Source organism: Exiguobacterium sp. s194 (assembly GCF_018618275.1).
In the GTDB taxonomy this organism is placed as follows: Bacteria; Bacillota; Bacilli; order Exiguobacteriales; family Exiguobacteriaceae; genus Exiguobacterium; species Exiguobacterium chiriqhucha.
In genome coordinates, this window is sequence record NZ_JACSLT010000018.1 from 1 (window position 1) to 19,528 (window position 19,528).

The window sequence follows — 19,528 nt, forward strand, 5'->3', positions numbered from 1 at the left end:
CCTGAGCCAGGATCAAACTCTCCAAAGAATTTGATATAGCTCTTTAAAAATGACGAAGCTTGCGCTTCATTCAAAAATTGTAAAACTTTTTTTGCCTCATCGTTCAGTTTTCAAAGTTCGTCTGTCGTTCTTGGCGACTTAAATATCTTAACAAGCTATCAACTAAAAGTCAATATCTTTTTTTCGATTTTCAAAACCGCTCTCGGCGACGTCTATTAATATATCAATAAAACTTTAAATACACAATAGCTTTTTTAGAAAAACTTTAAATTATTTTTCATTTCAATTGTCTATCGCTTCAAATCTCTTCATATAATTCTAGTTCCTTCATTATATAGAGAAAAAATGCTCGATGTATTTGCTAGAGTGATTCAGCATAGAAAAAGGCGAGATGGAATATCTCGCCTCACGACCTTAAGTTAGACAGTGAAACATTGCGTCGCTTCGCTTCTTTCAAATAAAAGAAGTATAGGGCTTCCGCTTGTTTTACTTGGGCTGCTAACTCACCGGTATCTTCGATGCTCACTTCAAGAATGTGACGTTTCGATTCGTACTTCGCCTTAGCATCTAACAACTCCGACAAAAACCTTTGATCGTAACCATAGCGTAAAGGTTTACGAAACCACTTCATAGTTCCCGTCGACCTTCCATCGCTCTAGATAATGTCACTTCATCTGCGTATTCCAAATCGCCACCCACGGGCAACCCGTGAGCAAGACGTGTTACACGGATACCAGTCGGTTTTAAAAGTCGAGATAGATACATCGAAGTCGCTTCCCCTTCAATGTTCGGGTTAGTTGCCAAAATGACTTCACTAATCGCTTCATTTTCTTGGAGACGTGTTAACAAACTCGAGACGTTAATGTCTTCAGGACCAATTCCTTCCATCGGACTAATCGCTCCATGCAAGACATGATACTTCCCGCGGTACTCTCGCATCTTCTCCATCGCAATCACATCTCTAGAATCTTGAACGACACAGACTACCGTCTCATCACGATGCGAATCTGTACAAATTGCACATGGATCAACATCTGTAATATGTCCACACACCGTACAATATTTAATATCACGTTTAGCACTGACAAGCGCCTTAGCGAACGTCAATACATCGTCTTCTTCCATATCAAGTACGTGGAACGCTAGACGGATAGCAGTTTTCGGACCAATGCCCGGCAATTTTGTAAAGCTTTCAATCAAACGTCCGATCGCTTCAGGGTATTGCAACTCGCATCTTTCCTTTCTTCACTTAAAAACCTGGAAGGTTCATCCCTTGCGTAAAACGTCCCATTTTATCATTAACTAGTTGGTCAGCTTGTTTCATCCCGTCGTTGACCGCTGCCAACACAAGGTCTTGCAACATTTCGACGTCGTCTGGATCCACAGCATCTTCAGCAATAATGACATCAAGCACTTCTTTATGTCCGCTAACGACTACTTTAACCATGCCGCCGCCTGCTGTACCTTCGACCGTTAAGTCTTTCAACTCTTCTTGAGCTTTCGCCATATCTTTCTGCATTTTCTGCATTTGCTTCATCATGTTGTTCATGTTTCCCATTCCACGCATGTAGAGCGCCTCCTTTTAAACTTCTTCAATTTCAACGACGTCACCGAAACGTTCGAGGGCCTTTGAGACAAGTGGATCTTCTTCCTCCACTTCCTCTTCCTTATGATCCGAACGTTCAGCTTGTTTACGAAGGATGAACTCATTCTTCAACTCAACCCAATCGGTCTCGAGTACAGCCATGATTTCTCGACGAATCCCCGTCACTTCGAATAAGGCTTGTTCAATCACGTCTCGCGTGCGACCGTTCGAGCTAACCTGCTCGTAATGCCACGTCATCCCATCTTTAAATTGTACCAGTAAGGTGTCACTAGCACAAAGCACAGCCTCACTCTCATAGAACAGTGCAAAAATCGGACCATCTTGCGTGCGAATGTTCCCCATGATGTCTTCCCAACTATCACGGATTGCGTTTAAGTGTTGGCGTTCCGCTCGTTGCAATAATTGACGAATGCGTTCTTTCGGGACTCGAATTTGAGTTCGCTTGGCAACTTTCGGTTTCTCCGCTGTTGCTTCCGCTGCAGGGACACCCGTTTTCTTGACTTCATTCAACTCGCGACTCAGTTCACGGACCTGCTCTTGAAGTTGTTTCATCTGTTCTGTCATCGTCCGTCCTTGTTCAGCAATCCGAATAAACGTTAACTCAACTAAGACTTTCGGATGGTTTGATAATCGCATCTGTTGCTGACAGTCATTCAACTCTTCAATCACTTGGAACAACTCGTCCGTCGACGTCGCTTCAACAAATTGTCGGAACGTCTCTGTCGGACGGGCGCGTTCGAGTAAATCGACGGCTTGAGGTGAAGCCTTTAATAGTAAAGCATCACGATGAACGAATACGAGATCTTCAATGAATCGCTTCAAATCCTTACCTTCACGAAGCATCGTTTCCAACGTACTCAAAATTTGATCGAGTTGCTTCTGTTGTAAGCCATAAGCCATATCAAGTAGAGCATCATCCGTTACCGCGCCGGTCACTTCTAGAACAGCGTCTTCGGTCAAACGGCCATCGCTAAAAGCGAGCGCTTGATCGAGTAGGCTGAGCGCATCGCGCATCCCACCATCGGCAGCACGAGCAATCAGCTTGAGCGCCTCTGGATCATAGTCATAATCTTGATCGTTCAAGATATATGCCATACGTGTTTGCAATTGACCGACTTCATGCCGTTTCACATCAAAGCGCTGGCAACGTGAGATGATAGTTGCCGGAATTTTATGTGGTTCTGTCGTCGCCAAAATAAAGATGGCATGCGCCGGTGGTTCTTCCAGCGTTTTCAATAAGGCGTTGAACGCCCCAGTCGAAAGCATGTGCACTTCATCAATGATATATACTTTGAAGCGCGCTTGAGAAGGCGGATATTTGACTTTATCCCGAATTTCTCGAATCTCGTCGACCCCATTATTTGAAGCCGCATCGATTTCAAACACGTCCGGGCTCGTCCCTTCCGTGATTGCGATACAAGTCGGGCATGTGTTACACGGTTCTCGTGTGGGTGCTGTCTCGCAGTTGATGGCTTTCGCGATAATTTTCGCCAAACTTGTCTTCCCGGTCCCTCGTGGACCCGAGAACAAATAGGCATGTGACATTCGTTCCTCAAGCAACGCATTTTGAATCGTACGTGTGATATGAATTTGACCGACAACCTCTTGGAACGACTGCGGACGATAAACCCGATACAACGCTTGATACGCCATGTCCCCGCCTCCTTTCTTCCTTACATTCTCTATTTCATCATACAAAAAAATCTACAACCCTGGGGCCGTAGATTGAAGTTATTAAATAAATCTGCCGCGCACCGATTTCTGAAAGCACGTCAATGTGCGTTACTCATGCAGTTTGCTCGGCCCAAGCACCCCTGCGGCACACGGTACGTCACCACTTAAGGCTGCTTCCTTCCGGACCTGACCTGGTTCATGGGTGACCGTTGCGCAGGACTCAGACGTCAACGCCACTTACACGAGGACAGGCCACACCAATGCACTCCCTCGAATCGGGATTCAGTCTCGCTATAGCGGATTGCGAGTTACAGGGCACCGCTACCTCCCCGCCTAGCACGGCAAATGGGTAAATGAAGTTAGGCACTACGTTGAGTGCTATTACATTATACTGTTTAATCAGATGGGTTGCAACCTCTCTGTTCAAGCCGCGCCTGCTTCTTCCTTTCTCTAAGGTTTCGGAAGAAAATCGTCAGCAACTCCCCACACTCTTCTGCTAAAACATTTTGTGTCACTTCGGCTTGGTGGTTGAAGCGTTCGTCTTGAACGAGGTTCATGAGCGTACCGCAACACCCTCCCTTCGGATCATGGGCACCAAAGATGACACGCTTCACACGAGACAGCACGATGGCCCCCGCACACATCGGGCACGGCTCTAACGTGACGAACAGTTCGCAATCCTCCAAACGCCAATTGCTGAGCGCCTGGTTCGCCTGTTCAATCGCAATCATTTCGGCATGGGCTGCTGCCAATAAGTCCGTTTCTCGGCGATTATGACCCGCGGCAATCACCTCATCACCTTTAACGATGACGCATCCAATCGGGACTTCGCCGATTGCTTCCGCCTTCTTTGCTTCTTCTATGGCGAGCCTCATAAATCGTTCATCTCGTTCCATATACACACTCCGTTTCTGATCACTTATTATGAAAAAAAATGAAAATCATTTCGCTCGCCCTATCCACTTCATTGTATGCTAGAATGGAACTTGCACTTTGGATAATGGAGGATGACATCATATGTTTATAACGGTAGAGGGACCGATTGGTGTCGGGAAAACGTCACTGGCCCATATCATCAGTCAGCACTTTTCAATGCAGATGCTGAATGAAATTGTAGAAGAGAATCCGTTTCTCGGCAAGTTTTACGAAGATATCGACGAATGGAGCTTTCAAACGGAAATGTTTTTCCTTTGCAATCGCTTCAAGCAATTAGACGATATCCACAAACACCACTTGAGTCAACAGCAATCCGTCGTTTCGGACTATCATATTTTCAAAAACTTGATTTTTGCCCACCGTTCCCTGAGACCAGCTCATTTGAACAAGTATGAGCAAATTTATAAGATTTTGACACACGATATGCCAAAGCCTGATGTCGTCATCTACTTACACGCCAGCATCGAGACGTTAATGAAACGTGTCGCCTTGCGTGGACGTGAAGTAGAAGAGAATATGTCTCGCGATTACCTCGAACAGCTCGCCCGCGATTATGAAACGTTCATCGAATCATACCGCGCGACACACCCCGAAGTGACGATTCTTTCGTTCAGTGGAGATGAACTCGACTTCGTCCAAAACCCGGATGATTTGACGCACGTCCTCGCAACGATCGAACGTGAATTAGAATTGACTAAAGGAGCACAAATCAAATGACGCTGAATGAAAAATACAACATTCCGAATGACACGATCATCACGATCGGTGGAATGGTCGGAATCGGTAAATCGACAATCACGAATTCACTTGCCGATGCCCTCAACTTCCGAACTTCACTTGAGAAAGTAGATACGAACCCTTATCTCGATAAATTCTATCATGACTTCGAGCGTTGGAGCTTCCACCTTCAAATCTATTTCTTGGCTGAACGCTTCAAAGAACAGAAGAAGATTTTCCAATACGGCGGCGGCTTCATCCAAGACCGTTCGATCTATGAAGATACAGGAATCTTCGCCAAAATGCACTACGAAAAAGGGACGATGTCTCCAACTGACTACGAGACATACTCGAGTTTGTTTGAAGCGATGGTGTTGACACCGTTCTTCCCGCATCCTGACTTGCTCATCTATCTCGAAGGTTCGTTCGAGCAAGTGCTCGACCGCATTCAAATGCGCGGACGTGAGATGGAGCAACAAACACCAATTACGTATTGGGAAGAAATGTACGCGCGCTATACGGAGTGGATCAACAACTTCAATCTTTGCCCGGTACTTCGTCTCTCAATCGAAGAGTATGACTTGATTAACGACCCGAACTCGGTCGAACTCATCCTTGAAAAAATCGAGAAACAATTGACGATTGCTCGCGAAGCGAAAGTCAGATAAGTAAAGAAGGTGCACTGCTCACTTGAGCGGTGCACCTTCTTTTTATGTGTGGGCGATATGAGGTTTCCGGTACGTCGGCGTCTTCCGAGCTTTTCGGAAACCGTCGATGGAATCAAACACGGCGGCCAAAACCGTGATGGCGACGACCAATCCGAACACCCATTCAAACGAATTGACCCCGTTCGGGACATTTGTCTCCAGCCAATTCAAAAAGCGTGGATTGAACAACTGTGGAGAACTCGCCATCCAAATGATGAACGTTGCCGAGGCAATATTGTAGATCAAATTAAACGAAGCGAGCGCATACGTCCAATGTCCTTTCATCCATTTCCATACCCCGAGCACGACTTGAAGCAAGATGACGATCACAAAAAACCAAATCACATCCATTAGGAACGTTTGATTGAAGATGGGAGTGACCATCGTGAATCCCGCGTTCGTAGATTCATAAATCCCTAGTAACTGTTCGGCATTAATATACACGCCAAACCACACGGCTGTCCAAAATAACCCGAACCCTGCGTCAAATTTACTGATTCGACCGCCCTTCACCCGTTCTTTCAGCTTGGACACATCCCATTTCATATCTGGCGCCGGTACATCATCGGGTGCATAGCGCTCAATCAAAAAGAAGACAAGCGTAATCCAAAACACGAGCTGAATCCCGACATCCCATAACGCATCGAACATGTTCGTCAAAAATGTGCCGACTGTCGGCATAAGCGGCCCTGAGAACGTCGGCATGCTAGCAAATACAAGCCCGAAGAAAACGACAGCTAAGACGATGGGAACGACAAGCTTGACGACAGTCACATACACGGGGAAAAAACGTGGGCCGATGACATACTGGCCTTCCTTATAACGCGCGGCCACGACGGCCGGATGCCCCATCTCTGCTAACACCCGTTTTACGTCTGCCTCAGACGGTTGGTCGGGCAGTGCCGCCTCAATCGATTGCCGAACCGAGGCAGCGGCTTCCTCGCGCCGCTTCGGTGGAACGTGTCGCACGACCTCATCGATATATATGTCAATCCAATCCATGACGCTCCTCTCCTTCCCTTTGCGCCATCACAGTCTATATGATTAAGATTCCCGATTAGTCACCGGATTAGCTGTTTTTCGCCGGATTGACACAAACAAAAAAAAGCCGCAGACCGGAGTCTACGACCATAAAAAAACGCATCTGCCCATGCAGATGCCAAAACAAGCGGAGTTGGTGGGATTCGAACCCACGCGAGCCTTACGACTCCTAACGGATTTCGAGTCCGTCCCCTTCAGCCGGGCTTGGGTACAACTCCAGGCTTAAAAAAGTGTAAAAAAAAGAAAGTGGAGGAGGTGGTGGGATTCGAACCCACGCAGGCTATTACACCCCTGACGGTTTTCAAGACCGTTCCCTTAAACCACTTGGGTACACCTCCAAAAAAGTATGAAATTGTTGAGCCTCCAGAAATAAAAATGGAGGAGGTGGTGGGATTCGAACCCACGCAGGCTATTACACCCCTGACGGTTTTCAAGACCGTTCCCTTAAACCACTTGGGTACACCTCCAAAGCTCATATACAATTGGTGAGCAAACATCTCGCTCGACATGATTTATAGTACCAACTTGGCAGACAGATGTCAAACCCTTTTGTGAAAAAACATTAAAAAAAATCCCGCCTGAACGATACATTTCAGACGGGCTGGTTTGTTCATTACTGAGGCATTTCAATTTTCTCGATACCGCCCATATATGGACGTAATACTTCCGGAATGACGACTGAACCGTCAGCCTGTTGGAAGTTCTCTAAAATCGCAGCGACAGTCCGTCCGACTGCGAGGCCAGAACCGTTAAGCGTGTGGACGAATTCCGGTTTTGCGTTCGCTTCGCGACGGAAACGGATTCCGGCCCGGCGCGCTTGGAAGTCTTCAAAGTTCGAACAAGATGAGATTTCACGATACATCCCTTGCGCCGGCATCCACACTTCGATGTCATATTTCTTCGCAGCCGTGAAGCCGAGATCGGCCGTACACATGCTGAGCACTTGATATGGAAGACCGAGACGCTTAAGCACTTCTTCAGCGTGGCCCGTCAAGAGCTCGAGTTGTTCATAAGACTCTTCAGGTTTCACGAACCGGACGAGCTCGACTTTGTTGAACTGATGCTGACGAATGAGCCCACGTGTGTCGCGTCCGGCTGATCCCGCTTCTGAACGGAAACAAGCGCTATACGCCGTATACGTGATTGGAAGTTGGTCTTCCGTGATGATCTCGTCACGGTGCATGTTCGTCACCGGAACTTCTGCCGTCGGTACGAGGAAATAGTTCGTATCCGCCACTTTGAATGCGTCTTCCTCAAATTTAGGAAGTTGTCCCGTCCCGGTCATCGCGTCGCGGTTGACCATATAAGGAGGGAGCACCTCAGAATAGCCATGTTCATCGGCATGCATATCCATCATGAAGTTGATGAGGGCACGTTCGAGACGGGCGCCGAGACCTTTATAAAAGACAAACCGGCTACCTGTCACTTTACCCGCTCGTTCCACATCGACGATTTTCAAATCTTCCATGACGTCCCAATGCTGTTTGAGTTCGAATTCGAACGTCGGTTTTGTTCCGACTTCGCGAATCGTGACGTTATCATCTTCCGTTTCTCCAATCGGCGTTGATTCGTGCGGGATGTTCGGGATGCTGAGGAGAATCAAGTTCAATTCGGCCTCGACTTCACGCAACTCTTCATCGAGCAATTTGATTTCGTCCCCGAGGCGACGTGTCTCGAGAATCGGTGCATCCGCATCTTGTTTGTTGCGTTTTAATTCCGCAATTTGCTTCGTCGCTTCATTTCGTTTCGCTTTCTTCACTTCAACCTCATTGATCAAGTTGCGGCGTTTCTCTTCCAACTCCGGGAAACGGTCAAGCGCACTCAAATCTTCTCCTCGATAAGCAAGCTTTGTTTTAATCTCTTCAAAATCTGAACGTAATCGTTTAATGTCTAACATTCATTATTCCTCCTTTTTCACATAAAAAAGGTGGCACGCCCCTTTCCCGTAGGAAAGGGACGAACCACCTTGGATCCGCGTTGCCACCCTCGTTGCCCGAAATCGGGCCACTCGATGCACGTAACGTGTGCGTAACGTGACTTGTTTCCAAGCCAATGCTCCGAGGCCGATTCGGTTACATCATCCCACTAGTTTGCACCAACCACTAGCTCTCTGTCAGTAGATGACCGTAACGTACTTTTCCCCATCATTGCATCTGTCATTGAATTAGTTTTACTTTACAACATCTCAACTCTATCGACAAGACTCAGTTTTCCGAGCACGAGTCGAATCTCATCTAAAAAGTCGGAGAAGGCACGCGTCATACGTGTCAAAAACGACGCCATCTCGACCGGTTCGGCCGCGACGAGCGTTCCTTTAGGTGGACGTTCACCATCTAGATACCGGACGCTTCCGGAAGGCTCGATGGTGACGGTCCCGACCTGTTGATCGGCCGCAATTGGGGCTTTCGTATCCGGAAGATCGTAAGTCGGTTCAGGTACATCCTGTCCTTTTTCGACGAGTACTTCAAAGGCTGACGTCGTGCGCACTTTTGCTGACTCGACTGTACCTTCAGCGACATGGAGCGTCGCCGGGACGATTTCACCACTCCGTAAAATCGGGGTCAAGACAAAATCGCCATAGGCGTAGTCGTGAAGCGCCTTTGTAGCAGTATAGCGCCCTTGATCGGTCTTCGCTCCGAGAACGACCGATAGCACGGTACGTCCATCTCGCGTCGACACGCCGATGAAGCAGTAACCGGCATCGTCAGTCGTGCCCGTTTTAAAGCCAAGCATACCCGGATAGGCTAAATCACGACCGGCGAGCATCCGGTTCGTCGCTTCAAATCGGACTCCGTCGATATCAACATACGCTTGTTTCGTCACATCGAGCACTTCCGGGAACTTCGTCAAATACGCCAAAGCTAGCATCATCAAATCATTGGCCGATGTCAAATTCTCCCCTGGACGTCCCGCTGACACAGAGTCAAGTCCCGATGCATTGGCGAACGTCGTTTGGGTCATACCAAGTTCGGTCGCCCGTTCGTTCATTTTCTTTACGAATACCCCTTCCGAACCAGAGACGGCCTCGGCCAATGTGACCGCTGCCTCGTTCGCGGAACGAATCAACGCCACGTCGTATAGCTCTTTCACCGTGTACGGTTTATTGACGAGCGGAATCCGAGCCAATCCTGGTTTTCGGGTCAGCGCCAACGCCTTGTCGCTCGGGGTCACTTCTTGGCTCCAACTGAGGTCACCCGCTTCGATGGCTTCTCGGACGAGAAAAGCGGTCATCAGCTTAGTGATTGATGCCGGAGGAAGCATCGCGTCCTCTTCTTGTGAGAACAGGATTTGTCCCGTCGTCATGTCCACGAGCATCGCGCCGGTCGCATCAACTTTAGGTGCCGCCGATGCATCCGTCGGCACGATCATATTTAAAAGGATTGCCCAAACGAGCATCCATCCGATCCATCTGTGTCTCACGGTCTTGCCCCTTTCTATACGTATCTCGTTACAGTGTAGCAAAAAAACACATGAAAAAGGCTCCCTATTTGCTAGAGAGCCTTTCAATCAGGCGAGTTGTCGCTTCGTCGCTTCAACCATGTCCAAGAAATAGCGGTGCATCGACAAGTCGTCCGTCAATTCCGGGTGGAACGAGCAGGCCATATACTTGTCATACCGAACCGCGACAATCGCTTCTTCGACCTCGGCGAGCACCTCGACGCTCGCTTCGACCGATGCGACTTGCGGCGCTCGAATGAACACTGCTTCGACAGCTTCATCGATTCCATTGACAGTCAAATCGACTTCAAAGCTATCAACTTGTCGTCCGAACGCATTTCGTTTGACCGTCATCGGGATTTTACGCAAGTGCGCATCATATCCTTCAACTTCGGTCGCGAGCAAAATCAAACCAGCGCACGTTCCAAACATCGGCAACTCCGCATTCTCACGTAACGGCTCGAGCAACTCGTACCGATCGAGTAAGCGACGCATCGCTGTGCTCTCCCCACCCGGCAAGACGAGTCCATCGATTCGATTTAAGTCATCGACCGAGCGGACGACGAGCGTATTCGCACCAAGTGCTTCGAGCATATGGACGTGTTCGCGAATCGCACCTTGCATTCCGAGTACACCAATCGTGGTCATCTTACCAACCTCGCGGTGCCATGAGTTCTTCTTGTTTGAGCGTGCGGACGTCGAGCCCTTTCATCGCTTCGCCGAGTCCTTTCGACAAGTGTGCGATGCGCTCATAGTCATCATGGTATGTCGTCGCTTCAACGATGGCACGGGCAAATTTCTCAGGGTTCTCCGCTTTAAAGATTCCTGATCCGACAAAGACGCCGTCCGCTCCGAGGTGCATCATGAGTGCCGCATCAGCTGGTGTCGCAATTCCGCCTGCTGCGAAGTTGACGACCGGGAGGCGACCTGCTTCACGGATTTGCATGAGTACTTCAAACGGGGCACCCAGGTCACGCGCTTCCGTCATCACTTCATCGATGCTCATCGAGAGCAATCGTTTCACTTGGGCTTGAACGGTACGCATGTGACGAACCGCTTCGACGATGTTGCCGGTTCCCGGCTCACCTTTCGTCCGGATCATCGCTGCACCTTCCCCGATGCGGCGTGATGCTTCACCAAGGTCGCGCGCGCCACAGACGAACGGTGCTTTGTAGTCACGTTTGTAGAGATGGAATTCTTCGTCAGCAGGTGTCAATACTTCACTCTCGTCAATGAAATCAACCCCCATTGATTCAAGGACACGTGCTTCAGCGATGTGACCGATCCGGCACTTCGCCATGACCGGTACCGATACCGCACCCATGACGTCTTCGATGATTGTCGGGTCGGCCATACGAGCAACACCGCCCATTTTGCGAATATCTGAAGGTACGCGCTCGAGTGCCATGACGGCAACTGCACCTGCCGCTTCAGCAATTTTGGCTTGCTCCGCGTTGATGACGTCCATAATGACGCCACCTTTTTGCATCTCGGCCATACCACGTTTTACTTTGTCTGTCCCTACTTGTCTCTTTTCCAAATGGATCCCCTCCAATAAGCTAGTCTACTTGCAAGTATAAATTGATTTGACTATATTGAAAGTGCCAGTTTTATATTTTTTAAAGTGGTCAGTTCGAACAAAGGACTTCATTTCTCGATTCTCGAATGTTTTAAAGATTAAAGGAGATGATGGAATGGATCAATGGAACAGTCGTGACGACGCGCAGGAGCGCAGCTTTTTCGGAAAAACGGGAATGGTCTCGCTCCTCCTCGTCATCGGATTCGTGCTCTATTTTTTCTTTGGCTGACCACAGAAAGGACACATCATGGATATGCTCACGTTCTCGCTCGAGGCTGACTCGAGCGTCCCATTATATGAACAACTCTATTTGCACATTCGACAAGCCATCGTTGATGACACCCTCACCACCGGGACGAAACTTCCGTCCAAACGAAAGCTAGGGGAGTTTTTAGACGTCTCGCAAACGACCGTTGAACTGGCCTACGCTCAGCTGCTCGCGGAAGGATACATCGAGTCGTTGCCACGCAAAGGCTTCTACGTGTTACCGCAAGAAGAACTGTACGTCCGGCGCGGCAGTAGCGTCATCGAACCGCTCCCGGTGAAAAAAACATATGAGTTCGACTTGTATCCGAGTCAAATCGACACGACCGCTTTCCCATTCGAACGTTGGCGCCGGCACTTAAAACAAGTCGTCTCGGAAGAACATCACGATTTGCTGTCACTTGGCTCTGTACAAGGCGATTTCGTCCTTCGTCAAGAGATTGCGACCTATCTCTACCATTCGCGCGGTGTGCATTGTTCTCCCGAACAAATCGTTGTCGGATCGGGAACCGAGCAGCTGTTGCCCCAATTGTTAGAACTGTTGCCGGATACTACGACGTTCGGCATTGAGGATCCGGGGTATCCGCTCACCCGCCAACTGTTCGCCCATCAACGGCGGACGTTCATCCCGATTCCTGTCGATGAGAGCGGCGTCCGTGTCGACCTGGTGGAGCAAGCATCCATTGATGCCCTCTATGTCACACCGGCCCATCAATTTCCGACCGGGACCATTCTATCTGTCAGTCGACGTCAACGCTTGCTCAACTGGGCATCGGAGCGACAGACGTATGTGATTGAAGATGATTACGATAGTGAATTCCGTTATAGCGGCAAACCGATTCCCTCTTTGCAAAGCATGGATCAAAACGAGCGGGTCGTCTATTTGAGCACATTCTCTAAATCATTGATGCCTTCATTGCGAATCGGTTATATGGTACTCCCCCCTCCGCTGTTAAATCGCTATCGAGAACGTTATCGTCACTTCACGTGTAGTGTCCCCCGTTTCGAACAACATACGTTGGCCGAATTTATGGCGACCGGTGATTTTGAGAAACACTTGAACCGGATGCGGAAGACGTACCGCCGGAAACTTGAAATCATTATCGCCGCCTTTAAACCTTATGAACCGGTCGTCTCCGTCACGGGGGCGAGCGCCGGCCTTCACGTCGTCCTGTCTGTTCATACCAGCGCGACAAGTGAAGAATTGAAACGATTGGCCGAGACTTCGAATATCCGAATTAATGCGATGACAGACTATCGCATCGAATCAAGCGACACGATTCCTCAGTTTTTATTTGGATTTGCCGCCTTATCCGAAGAAACGTTACCAGCTGCCGTTAGTGCACTCGTGTCGTGTTGGAACATTGAGAAAGGAAGAGATGGATGAAACGGTCACGCTACGTCGTCGGTGGGCTCCTTTTGTTAATTGGTACACTCCTGTTATCCGAATCGTGGTGGAAAGACCAACTCACGGCATGGAACAGTCAACAAGTGACCGCCGAAATTCAACCGAAACAGCCAGAAACCGGTGAATTTGAGTTTTCAAACGTCGAGCCGTTATCATGGGAACAACTTCTCACCGTGCGCAATCGATTTCATGATTTACCGACCGTCGGCCTCATTTCGATTCCAGAAATCGACCTCGAGCTCCCGATCTTATATGGGCTCGACAATGAGAACTTGGCTGTCGGGGCTGGAACGATGGACCCGGACCAACGAATGGGAACTGGAAATTATGCACTCGCGGGCCACTACACGCAAAGCCCGACCGCCTTGTTCGGTCCGCTTCACATCATCGACGTCGGCATGTCCATCTACTTGACCGACATGACACATACGTTCGAATACGAGGTCACTTCGCTTGAGACCGTTCCCCCGACACGGGTCGACGTGCTCGACCCGACAACAGAACCAACGATTACACTCGTCACATGCACGTTCGATGCGACCGAACGTTTGATTGTCAAAGGACACTTCGTGAACCAAACGCCTCTCTAATCGATAGGCGTTTTTATTATTTTTCAAAAAATATATTGTGAGCGCTTACATATTCAGCTAAACTATTCCTGAAACCGTTTGCACAATTTTGACAATTCGTTGCCCTGTAGACGACACATTCCATGAAAGAGGTGCTTTATGAAGAAGAAAACGGCACGACAGACGACCACGTTACTTTTATCATCCGTTCTCCTCATCCAAGCCGGCGTTCCGATGAACGCATTGGCCGAGCCTGCGACAATCTCGATTGATGGCTTAAAAACGGATTGGGCGAACACGCCAGCGCTCGCCACATCCCCACAGGCGGGTTGGCAAGGATTCGATTTAGGAGACGTCTATCTGCAGAACGATGCGCGTAACCTTTACTTTTATGTGGATGCGAACAACGTCCCGAACTGGGGCGACAATGGTCAGTACATAAATATCGCCCTCCAAATCAATGAACAAGATTCAGGCGTAGCGACAAACCCGCTCGGCCATCCGTTCAACTTCAGCCAAACTGATAAAAAACCACAGTATCATATTTTACTTCGCGTCGATGGCGACACGTCAGTAAAAGAAGCCGCTCTGTATGAAGCAGGGAAATCCACGCCGCTCGCAAACTTGAGCAACTTAAACGGCGCCTCGTTTGCCATTGATCGCACGAAAGGCTTTGAAGGCAAAATTCCATTGTCCCTGCTTGGTCTAAGCAATGATGATACCGTTCGGGTCCTCACGGTACTCAGCGGGAATAACGCTACCGAGCACGGTGCGTTCGACACGATTCCAAGCAATGCGGCCAATAAAGTCGCCGATAGTTGGAATGTTTCGGCGACTCCGTCGACACAATCGGTATATAGCCCAGCCTTCACGTTGAGCGGTGTCGAGACGGTCAGTCAACTCGAAGTGACAGCGGTCACGCCGGCCAATCAATCGGAACAAGTGGACATCAAATCCCCAATCACATGGACGTTCAATGAACCTGTGTCGTTAGATGCTTCGAACATCAGCTTGATGAATGGCGAGACAGTTGTACCGTTCACGGCTGAAGCGAGTGGATCGACAGTGACTGTCACACCGACCGAAGCACTCAGTTTGAATCAAACGTATACCGCGACCCTTCCCGCGGACGCCGTGAAAGGCAACCTGTCGAACACGACATTGCCGGCATTGACGACGTCATTTAAAACCATCACTGAAATCGCCGATCCGTGGAAAACACAACGCTACATCGAAATGTTGTACGTCCGGGCCGACAACGATTACACGGACTGGAATTTATGGACGTGGAGTACGGGTGCCAAAGACGGTCAAGTTGACCCGTATAAAATCACCGAAGATGGCGCCATCTTCCGAATCCCAGTCGGAAAAGATGCGACCAATGTAGGCTTTGTCATCCGCAAGGGCACGGATTGGGCCGTGAAAGATGGCTACGGGGAAGACCGCTATGTCAAATTGGGAAGCGACCGGGTGACGAAAGTCGTCGTCGAGAGCGGCAAAGGGACGTTCCATCAAGTACCGACGATTCAAGGACCCTTGTTTGAAGATGGTGCCGTCACGTTCTTCTACCGTGACAAAGCGTTGTATGAAGCGGGACAACTCGATGAAATCGACAGTGTCGCATTGAAAGTCAATGGCACGACGTACCCGATGACGTACGAAGCCAAAAATGAATGGTTCCGCCATACGGTCAAATTACCGGAAGGGAAACATGATTATACGTTCCTTGTCACAAAAGATGGCGTCACGACCGAAGTGAAGGATCCTTACTTCGAGGCTTCGAGCGTCGAGTATCGTCGTCCAAACGTTAAACTGGCGGCAAGCGTGGCACCGAAAGCCCTCAGTTCTCGAGAAAACGCGGTCGTCCAGGTGAAGCCGACGTTGCCGAAAGGCGTCAAGCTGCGTCAACTGTTCATCGATGCACGTCCTCTGGGTGGACCGGCTAAACTAGAAGTCGACCCGGCCCTCAACAAACAGACGATTGCAGTCAAAGATACCGTCAAACCGGGCAATAAATTCTTAACGATTACGGCGATTGACCAATACGGTAACGTCCATAAAACGAAAACATCGTTAACGGTCCGACCGGTCTCGATGAAGGACAAGCAAGAGTTCGATTGGGATGAGGCACGGATTTACTTCATGCTGACCGACCGATTCTACGATGGGGATAAAACGAACAATAACCCGAACGGTGAATACTATGACCAAGATCATCTTGAGTCGTATCACGGCGGCGACTTTGCCGGTGTGACGAAGAAACTCGACTACTTGGATAAACTAGGCATCAACACGATTTGGATTACACCGATTGTCGATAATATCGATTGGGATCTTCGCTATGGTAAAGATGGATCACAGTATGGCTATCATGGATACTGGGCGAAAAACTTCGAAAAACTCGATGAGCATCTCGGCGATATGAAAGCATTCCATCGTCTGATTGACGAAGCGAATGCTCGCGGTATGAAGATTATGGTCGACGTCGTCTTGAACCACCCTGGCTACGGGATGGAACCAGGAGCTGTAGACACGGGCGCCACAAACTTCCCAACCGATCAAGAGCGCAAAGCGTTCGACGGCATGATTCGTTCGAATCCGGTCGATGGCGATGACTTGAAGATGTCTCTTTCCGGATTACCGGACTTTAAGACCGAAGAGGCTGCCGTCCGTGAACAACTCGTCAAATGGCAGACGGATTGGATTAAACGCTCGAAAACGAAAAAAGGAAACACCATCGATTACTTCCGCGTCGACACGGTCAAACACGTCGACTCTACAACATGGAAGTCGTTCAAAAACGAATTGACGGCCCTCAAACCGGACTTCAAAATGATTGGCGAACATTACGGTGCAAGTGTGAACAACACGGGCGGTTACTTACAGAGTGGCCAGATGGACTCGCTTCTCGACTTTGATTTCAAGTATCAAGCCGAACGGTTCATCAACGGAAATATTGATGACGTCGAGAGTGCGCTTCAATATCGCAACACGCAACTCTCGAATGAAGCGACACTCGGTCAATTCCTCAGCAGTCATGACGAGGACGGTTTCCTCGTATCACGTGCAGGAGGCGATGAAGGGAAGCATATGGTCGCCGCCTCGCTTCAAATGACGGCGAAAGGACAGCCTGTCATCTACTATGGTGAAGAGGTTGGACAGTCCGGAAAACATGCGTTGGATATGGATAAGGGCGAGTTCAATGAAAACCGTTATGACTTCGACTGGAAACGAGTCAAAGGAGAAGGTAAGGCGATGCATACGCATTACCAAAAGCTACTCAATATTCGTGCCGACTATTCAAAAGTATTTAGTAAAGGAACGCGTGCCGTCGTTGCTGGTGGTTCTGCTACTGGATACTCTGTCTTTGAACGGAAGCACGGCAAAGACTCTGTTCTCGTGGCCTTGAACACGACAGAAGCCAAACGAACGATCACATTCCAGACAAAACTCAAGCATAAAACGACGCTCGTCGACCGCTATAGCGGACGTCATTACGTCGTCAAACGAGATGGGAAAGTGACCGTCAGCTTACCTGCACAGGACGATGGTGGTACTGTCATTCTCGTGGCCAAGTCAAAAAAATGATAACGAAAAGCCGTTGCCTCTAATTTAGAGACAACGGCTTGTTGTTTAGCGTGAATAGTTTGGAGCTTCTTTAGTGATGTGGACATCGTGAGGGTGACTTTCTTGCAACCCAGCCCCAGTCATGCGGATAAACTGAGTATCCTCACGTAGCGCACGGATATCGGCAGCCCCACAATAACCCATTCCTGAACGAAGGCCTCCGATGAGTTGATAGACAGTATCGGCTAGTTCGCCACGATAAGCGACGCGTCCTTCAATGCCTTCTGGTACGAACTTTTTATCGGCCTCTTGGAAATAGCGATCTTGGCTGCCTCGTTTCATCGAAGCCTCAGAACCCATTCCACGGTACGTCTTGAACTGACGACCTTGATAGATTTCCATCTCTCCTGGGCTCTCTTTCACACCTGCGAGAAGGCTACCAAGCATGACGGCATGAGCTCCAGCTGCGATAGCTTTCACAATATCACCAGAGTACTTGATTCCACCATCAGCGATAACTGTGACACCGTGTTCTCTAGCTTCCGTGACACAATCATATACTGCTGTGATTTGTGGGACACCAACACCGGCGACAACACGTGTCGTACAGATTGATCCTGGACCAATCCCGACTTTAATGACCGATGCTCCGGCTTCAATCAAAGCTCGTGTCGCTTCAGCTGTTGCCACGTTTCCAGCGATAATTGGAAGCGTCGGGAACATGTCACGAAGTTCTTTCACTTTCTCGATGACACCGGCTGAGTGTCCGTGAGCCGTATCAACGACTAATGCATCGACACCTGCATCAACAAGAATTTGAGCACGTGATGCGGCATCTTTTGTGACACCAACGGCAGCTGCGACGAGCAAACGACCTTGTTTGTCTTTTGCAGCATGTGGGAACTGTTCGACTTTCTCAATATCTTTTGTCGTAATGAGACCTTTCAACACGCCTGAATCGTCGACGAGCGGCAATTTCTCAATTCGATGTTGATGAAGGATGCGTTCAGCTTCTTCAAGTGACGTCCCTACTTTTGCCGTAACAAGGTTTTCCGTCGTCATGACATCTGCAATCACCGTCGAATAATCTTTAATGAAGCGAAGGTCACGGTTTGTCAAAATTCCGATTAATTTACGCTCGGTTTCTGAATTGACGATCGGGACTCCCGAGATACGGTATTTACTCATCAAGTACTCTGCATCGTACACTTGACGCTCCGGCGTCAAATAGAACGGATTCGTGATGACGCCGTTCTCTGAGCGTTTAACGCGATCGACGTGTTCAGCCTGCATCTCCATCGACATGTTTTTATGAATGACTCCTAAGCCGCCTTGACGCGCCATCGCAATGGCCATCGGTGCTTCTGTGACAGTATCCATACCAGCACTGATGACTGGAACATTTAACTCAAGACCTTCGCAAAGTTTAGTGCTTAAATTCACGTCTCTTGGCAAGACATTTGAAAAGCGCGGTACGAGTAAGACGTCATCAAACGTTAATCCTTCTTTTGCAAACTTGTTTTCCCACATAAAAATCGATTGCCCCTTTCTCTATCGGACCCGAATCTTTGTTTCGAAATATTTCTGTAATGGTAACAGGTATAGCTCGAAAGTGCAATTCAATTCACGATGTTCAGAAAGTTCAGAATTGTGTTCGTTCCATTTGCTTTCCGTTCTTAATGTTCGGGAATAGATTATATATACCTCAAAGGAAGCAAAATTATAAATAAAATCTATAAAAAAGACGACCGAGCGGATGCTCGATCGTCTTTCGCGTTGGCCTGGCAACGTCCTATCCTCACAGGGGGAGACCCCCAACTACTTTCGGCGCTGAAGTGCTTAACTTCCGTGTTCGGCATGGGAACGGGTGTGACCACTTCGCCATCGCCACCAGACATAGAGAGATCGTTCTCTCAAAACTGAAGACTCATCAATTCACACAAACCATTAGACTAGATCAAAGCCTCGACCGATTAGTATCATTCAGCTCCACACGTCGCCGTGCTTCCACCCATGACCTAT

The 19,528-nt window shown here is 48.8% G+C and carries 16 protein-coding genes, 3 tRNA genes, 1 rRNA gene, 1 other RNA gene and 1 other annotated feature; of the genes, 5 read left to right on the forward strand and 16 right to left on the reverse strand.

Annotation, left to right across the window (positions count from 1 at the left end):
* Positions 1–406: 406 nt before the first annotated feature.
* The 6 genes from KNP85_RS15365 to tadA all read right to left on the reverse strand — a co-directional run bounded on the left by KNP85_RS15365 (position 407) and on the right by tadA (position 4,176).
* On the reverse strand, positions 407–631 hold the full coding sequence (locus tag KNP85_RS15365) for a YaaL family protein (RefSeq protein ID WP_021065284.1): 225 nt from the start codon (positions 629–631) through the stop codon (positions 407–409).
* Positions 628–1,227, reverse strand: coding sequence for a recombination mediator RecR (gene recR, locus KNP85_RS15370; RefSeq protein ID WP_021065285.1), 600 nt, complete (start codon positions 1,225–1,227; stop codon positions 628–630). Before recR ends, KNP85_RS15365 begins: the two co-directional genes overlap by 4 nt.
* 22 nt (positions 1,228–1,249) lie before the next feature.
* Positions 1,250–1,567 carry a YbaB/EbfC family nucleoid-associated protein gene (locus tag KNP85_RS15375; protein WP_021065286.1) on the reverse strand — a complete coding sequence of 106 codons (318 nt, stop codon included), beginning with the start codon at positions 1,565–1,567 and terminating at the stop codon, positions 1,250–1,252.
* A gap of 15 nt (positions 1,568–1,582) precedes the next feature.
* Positions 1,583–3,259, reverse strand: coding sequence for a DNA polymerase III subunit gamma/tau (gene dnaX / locus KNP85_RS15380; RefSeq protein ID WP_021065287.1), 1,677 nt, complete (start codon positions 3,257–3,259; stop codon positions 1,583–1,585).
* A gap of 94 nt (positions 3,260–3,353) precedes the next feature.
* Positions 3,354–3,622, reverse strand: an RNA gene (gene ffs / locus KNP85_RS15385) — signal recognition particle sRNA large type.
* 53 nt (positions 3,623–3,675) lie between these two features.
* On the reverse strand, positions 3,676–4,176 hold the full coding sequence (gene tadA / locus KNP85_RS15390; RefSeq protein ID WP_058765163.1) for a tRNA adenosine(34) deaminase TadA: 501 nt from the start codon (positions 4,174–4,176) through the stop codon (positions 3,676–3,678).
* Between the two features lie 121 nt (positions 4,177–4,297).
* Between tadA and KNP85_RS15395 the strand changes: the two genes are divergently transcribed.
* Both KNP85_RS15395 and KNP85_RS15400 read left to right on the forward strand, forming a co-directional pair.
* Entirely contained in the window at positions 4,298–4,933 is a 636-nt protein-coding gene (locus KNP85_RS15395; RefSeq protein ID WP_029596452.1) for a deoxynucleoside kinase, read from the forward strand.
* Positions 4,930–5,601, forward strand: a complete 672-nt coding sequence (locus tag KNP85_RS15400; RefSeq protein WP_021065290.1) for a deoxynucleoside kinase — start codon at positions 4,930–4,932, stop codon at positions 5,599–5,601. The genes KNP85_RS15395 and KNP85_RS15400 overlap by 4 nt, the downstream gene beginning before the upstream one ends.
* A 42-nt stretch (positions 5,602–5,643) precedes the next feature.
* Here the strand turns inward: KNP85_RS15400 and KNP85_RS15405 are convergent, their stop codons facing one another.
* The 8 genes from KNP85_RS15405 to pdxS form a co-directional block, all read right to left on the reverse strand.
* Entirely contained in the window at positions 5,644–6,642 is a 999-nt protein-coding gene (locus KNP85_RS15405; RefSeq protein ID WP_214803903.1) for an HAAS signaling domain-containing protein, read from the reverse strand.
* A 167-nt stretch (positions 6,643–6,809) separates the two neighbouring features.
* Positions 6,810–6,899 (reverse strand) — tRNA-Ser (locus KNP85_RS15410).
* A 29-nt stretch (positions 6,900–6,928) separates the two neighbouring features.
* Positions 6,929–7,019, reverse strand: a tRNA-Ser gene (locus tag KNP85_RS15415).
* A 38-nt stretch (positions 7,020–7,057) separates the two neighbouring features.
* A tRNA-Ser gene (locus KNP85_RS15420) sits at positions 7,058–7,148 on the reverse strand.
* Between the two features lie 146 nt (positions 7,149–7,294).
* Positions 7,295–8,578, reverse strand: a complete 1,284-nt coding sequence (gene serS / locus KNP85_RS15425; RefSeq protein WP_214803905.1) for a serine--tRNA ligase — start codon at positions 8,576–8,578, stop codon at positions 7,295–7,297.
* Between the two features lie 52 nt (positions 8,579–8,630).
* Positions 8,631–8,838, reverse strand: a binding site (T-box leader).
* A gap of 18 nt (positions 8,839–8,856) precedes the next feature.
* A complete protein-coding gene (locus KNP85_RS15430; protein WP_353048948.1) occupies positions 8,857–10,101 on the reverse strand; it encodes a D-alanyl-D-alanine carboxypeptidase family protein in 1,245 nt (414 codons plus the stop codon).
* A gap of 87 nt (positions 10,102–10,188) precedes the next feature.
* Positions 10,189–10,767, reverse strand: a complete 579-nt coding sequence (gene pdxT / locus KNP85_RS15435; RefSeq protein ID WP_021066745.1) for a pyridoxal 5'-phosphate synthase glutaminase subunit PdxT — start codon at positions 10,765–10,767, stop codon at positions 10,189–10,191.
* 1 nt (position 10,768) lies between these two features.
* On the reverse strand, positions 10,769–11,659 hold the full coding sequence (gene pdxS, locus KNP85_RS15440) for a pyridoxal 5'-phosphate synthase lyase subunit PdxS (RefSeq protein WP_021066746.1): 891 nt from the start codon (positions 11,657–11,659) through the stop codon (positions 10,769–10,771).
* A 286-nt stretch (positions 11,660–11,945) separates the two neighbouring features.
* Here pdxS and pdxR point away from each other — a divergent pair, with 286 nt between their 5' ends.
* From pdxR to KNP85_RS15455, 3 genes are all read left to right on the forward strand, one after another.
* A complete protein-coding gene (pdxR, locus tag KNP85_RS15445) occupies positions 11,946–13,349 on the forward strand; it encodes a MocR-like pyridoxine biosynthesis transcription factor PdxR (protein WP_214803907.1) in 1,404 nt (467 codons plus the stop codon).
* Positions 13,346–13,960: a class A sortase gene (locus tag KNP85_RS15450; RefSeq protein WP_214803909.1), complete on the forward strand. Its 615-nt coding sequence runs from the start codon at positions 13,346–13,348 to the stop codon at positions 13,958–13,960. Before pdxR ends, KNP85_RS15450 begins: the two co-directional genes overlap by 4 nt.
* 138 nt (positions 13,961–14,098) lie before the next feature.
* Positions 14,099–17,527, forward strand: a complete 3,429-nt coding sequence (locus KNP85_RS15455; protein ID WP_214803911.1) for an alpha-amylase family glycosyl hydrolase — start codon at positions 14,099–14,101, stop codon at positions 17,525–17,527.
* 45 nt (positions 17,528–17,572) lie between these two features.
* On the opposite strand, the gene guaB is transcribed toward KNP85_RS15455, so the two are convergent.
* Both guaB and rrf read right to left on the reverse strand, forming a co-directional pair.
* Positions 17,573–19,036, reverse strand: a complete 1,464-nt coding sequence (guaB, locus tag KNP85_RS15460) for an IMP dehydrogenase (protein WP_021066750.1) — start codon at positions 19,034–19,036, stop codon at positions 17,573–17,575.
* A gap of 249 nt (positions 19,037–19,285) precedes the next feature.
* Positions 19,286–19,401, reverse strand: a 5S ribosomal RNA gene (gene rrf / locus KNP85_RS15465).
* Positions 19,402–19,528 lie beyond the last annotated feature (127 nt).

Bases quoted from the DNA above. Each gene is read 5' to 3' on its own strand.
- KNP85_RS15365 (WP_021065284.1), bottom strand. From the start codon at position 631: ATGAAGTGGTTTCGTAAACCTTTACGCTATGGTTACGATCAAAGGTTT.
- KNP85_RS15375 (WP_021065286.1), bottom strand. From the start codon at position 1,567: ATGCGTGGAATGGGAAACATGAACAACATGATGAAGCAAATGCAGAAA.
- dnaX (WP_021065287.1), bottom strand. From the start codon at position 3,259: ATGGCGTATCAAGCGTTGTATCGGGTTTATCGTCCGCAGTCGTTCCAA.
- tadA (WP_058765163.1), bottom strand. From the start codon at position 4,176: ATGGAACGAGATGAACGATTTATGAGGCTCGCCATAGAAGAAGCAAAG.
- KNP85_RS15395 (WP_029596452.1), top strand. From the start codon at position 4,298: ATGTTTATAACGGTAGAGGGACCGATTGGTGTCGGGAAAACGTCACTG.
- KNP85_RS15400 (WP_021065290.1), top strand. From the start codon at position 4,930: ATGACGCTGAATGAAAAATACAACATTCCGAATGACACGATCATCACG.
- KNP85_RS15405 (WP_214803903.1), bottom strand. From the start codon at position 6,642: ATGGATTGGATTGACATATATATCGATGAGGTCGTGCGACACGTTCCA.
- serS (WP_214803905.1), bottom strand. From the start codon at position 8,578: ATGTTAGACATTAAACGATTACGTTCAGATTTTGAAGAGATTAAAACA.
- pdxT (WP_021066745.1), bottom strand. From the start codon at position 10,767: ATGACCACGATTGGTGTACTCGGAATGCAAGGTGCGATTCGCGAACAC.
- pdxR (WP_214803907.1), top strand. From the start codon at position 11,946: ATGGATATGCTCACGTTCTCGCTCGAGGCTGACTCGAGCGTCCCATTA.
- KNP85_RS15450 (WP_214803909.1), top strand. From the start codon at position 13,346: ATGAAACGGTCACGCTACGTCGTCGGTGGGCTCCTTTTGTTAATTGGT.
- KNP85_RS15455 (WP_214803911.1), top strand. From the start codon at position 14,099: ATGAAGAAGAAAACGGCACGACAGACGACCACGTTACTTTTATCATCC.
- guaB (WP_021066750.1), bottom strand. From the start codon at position 19,036: ATGTGGGAAAACAAGTTTGCAAAAGAAGGATTAACGTTTGATGACGTC.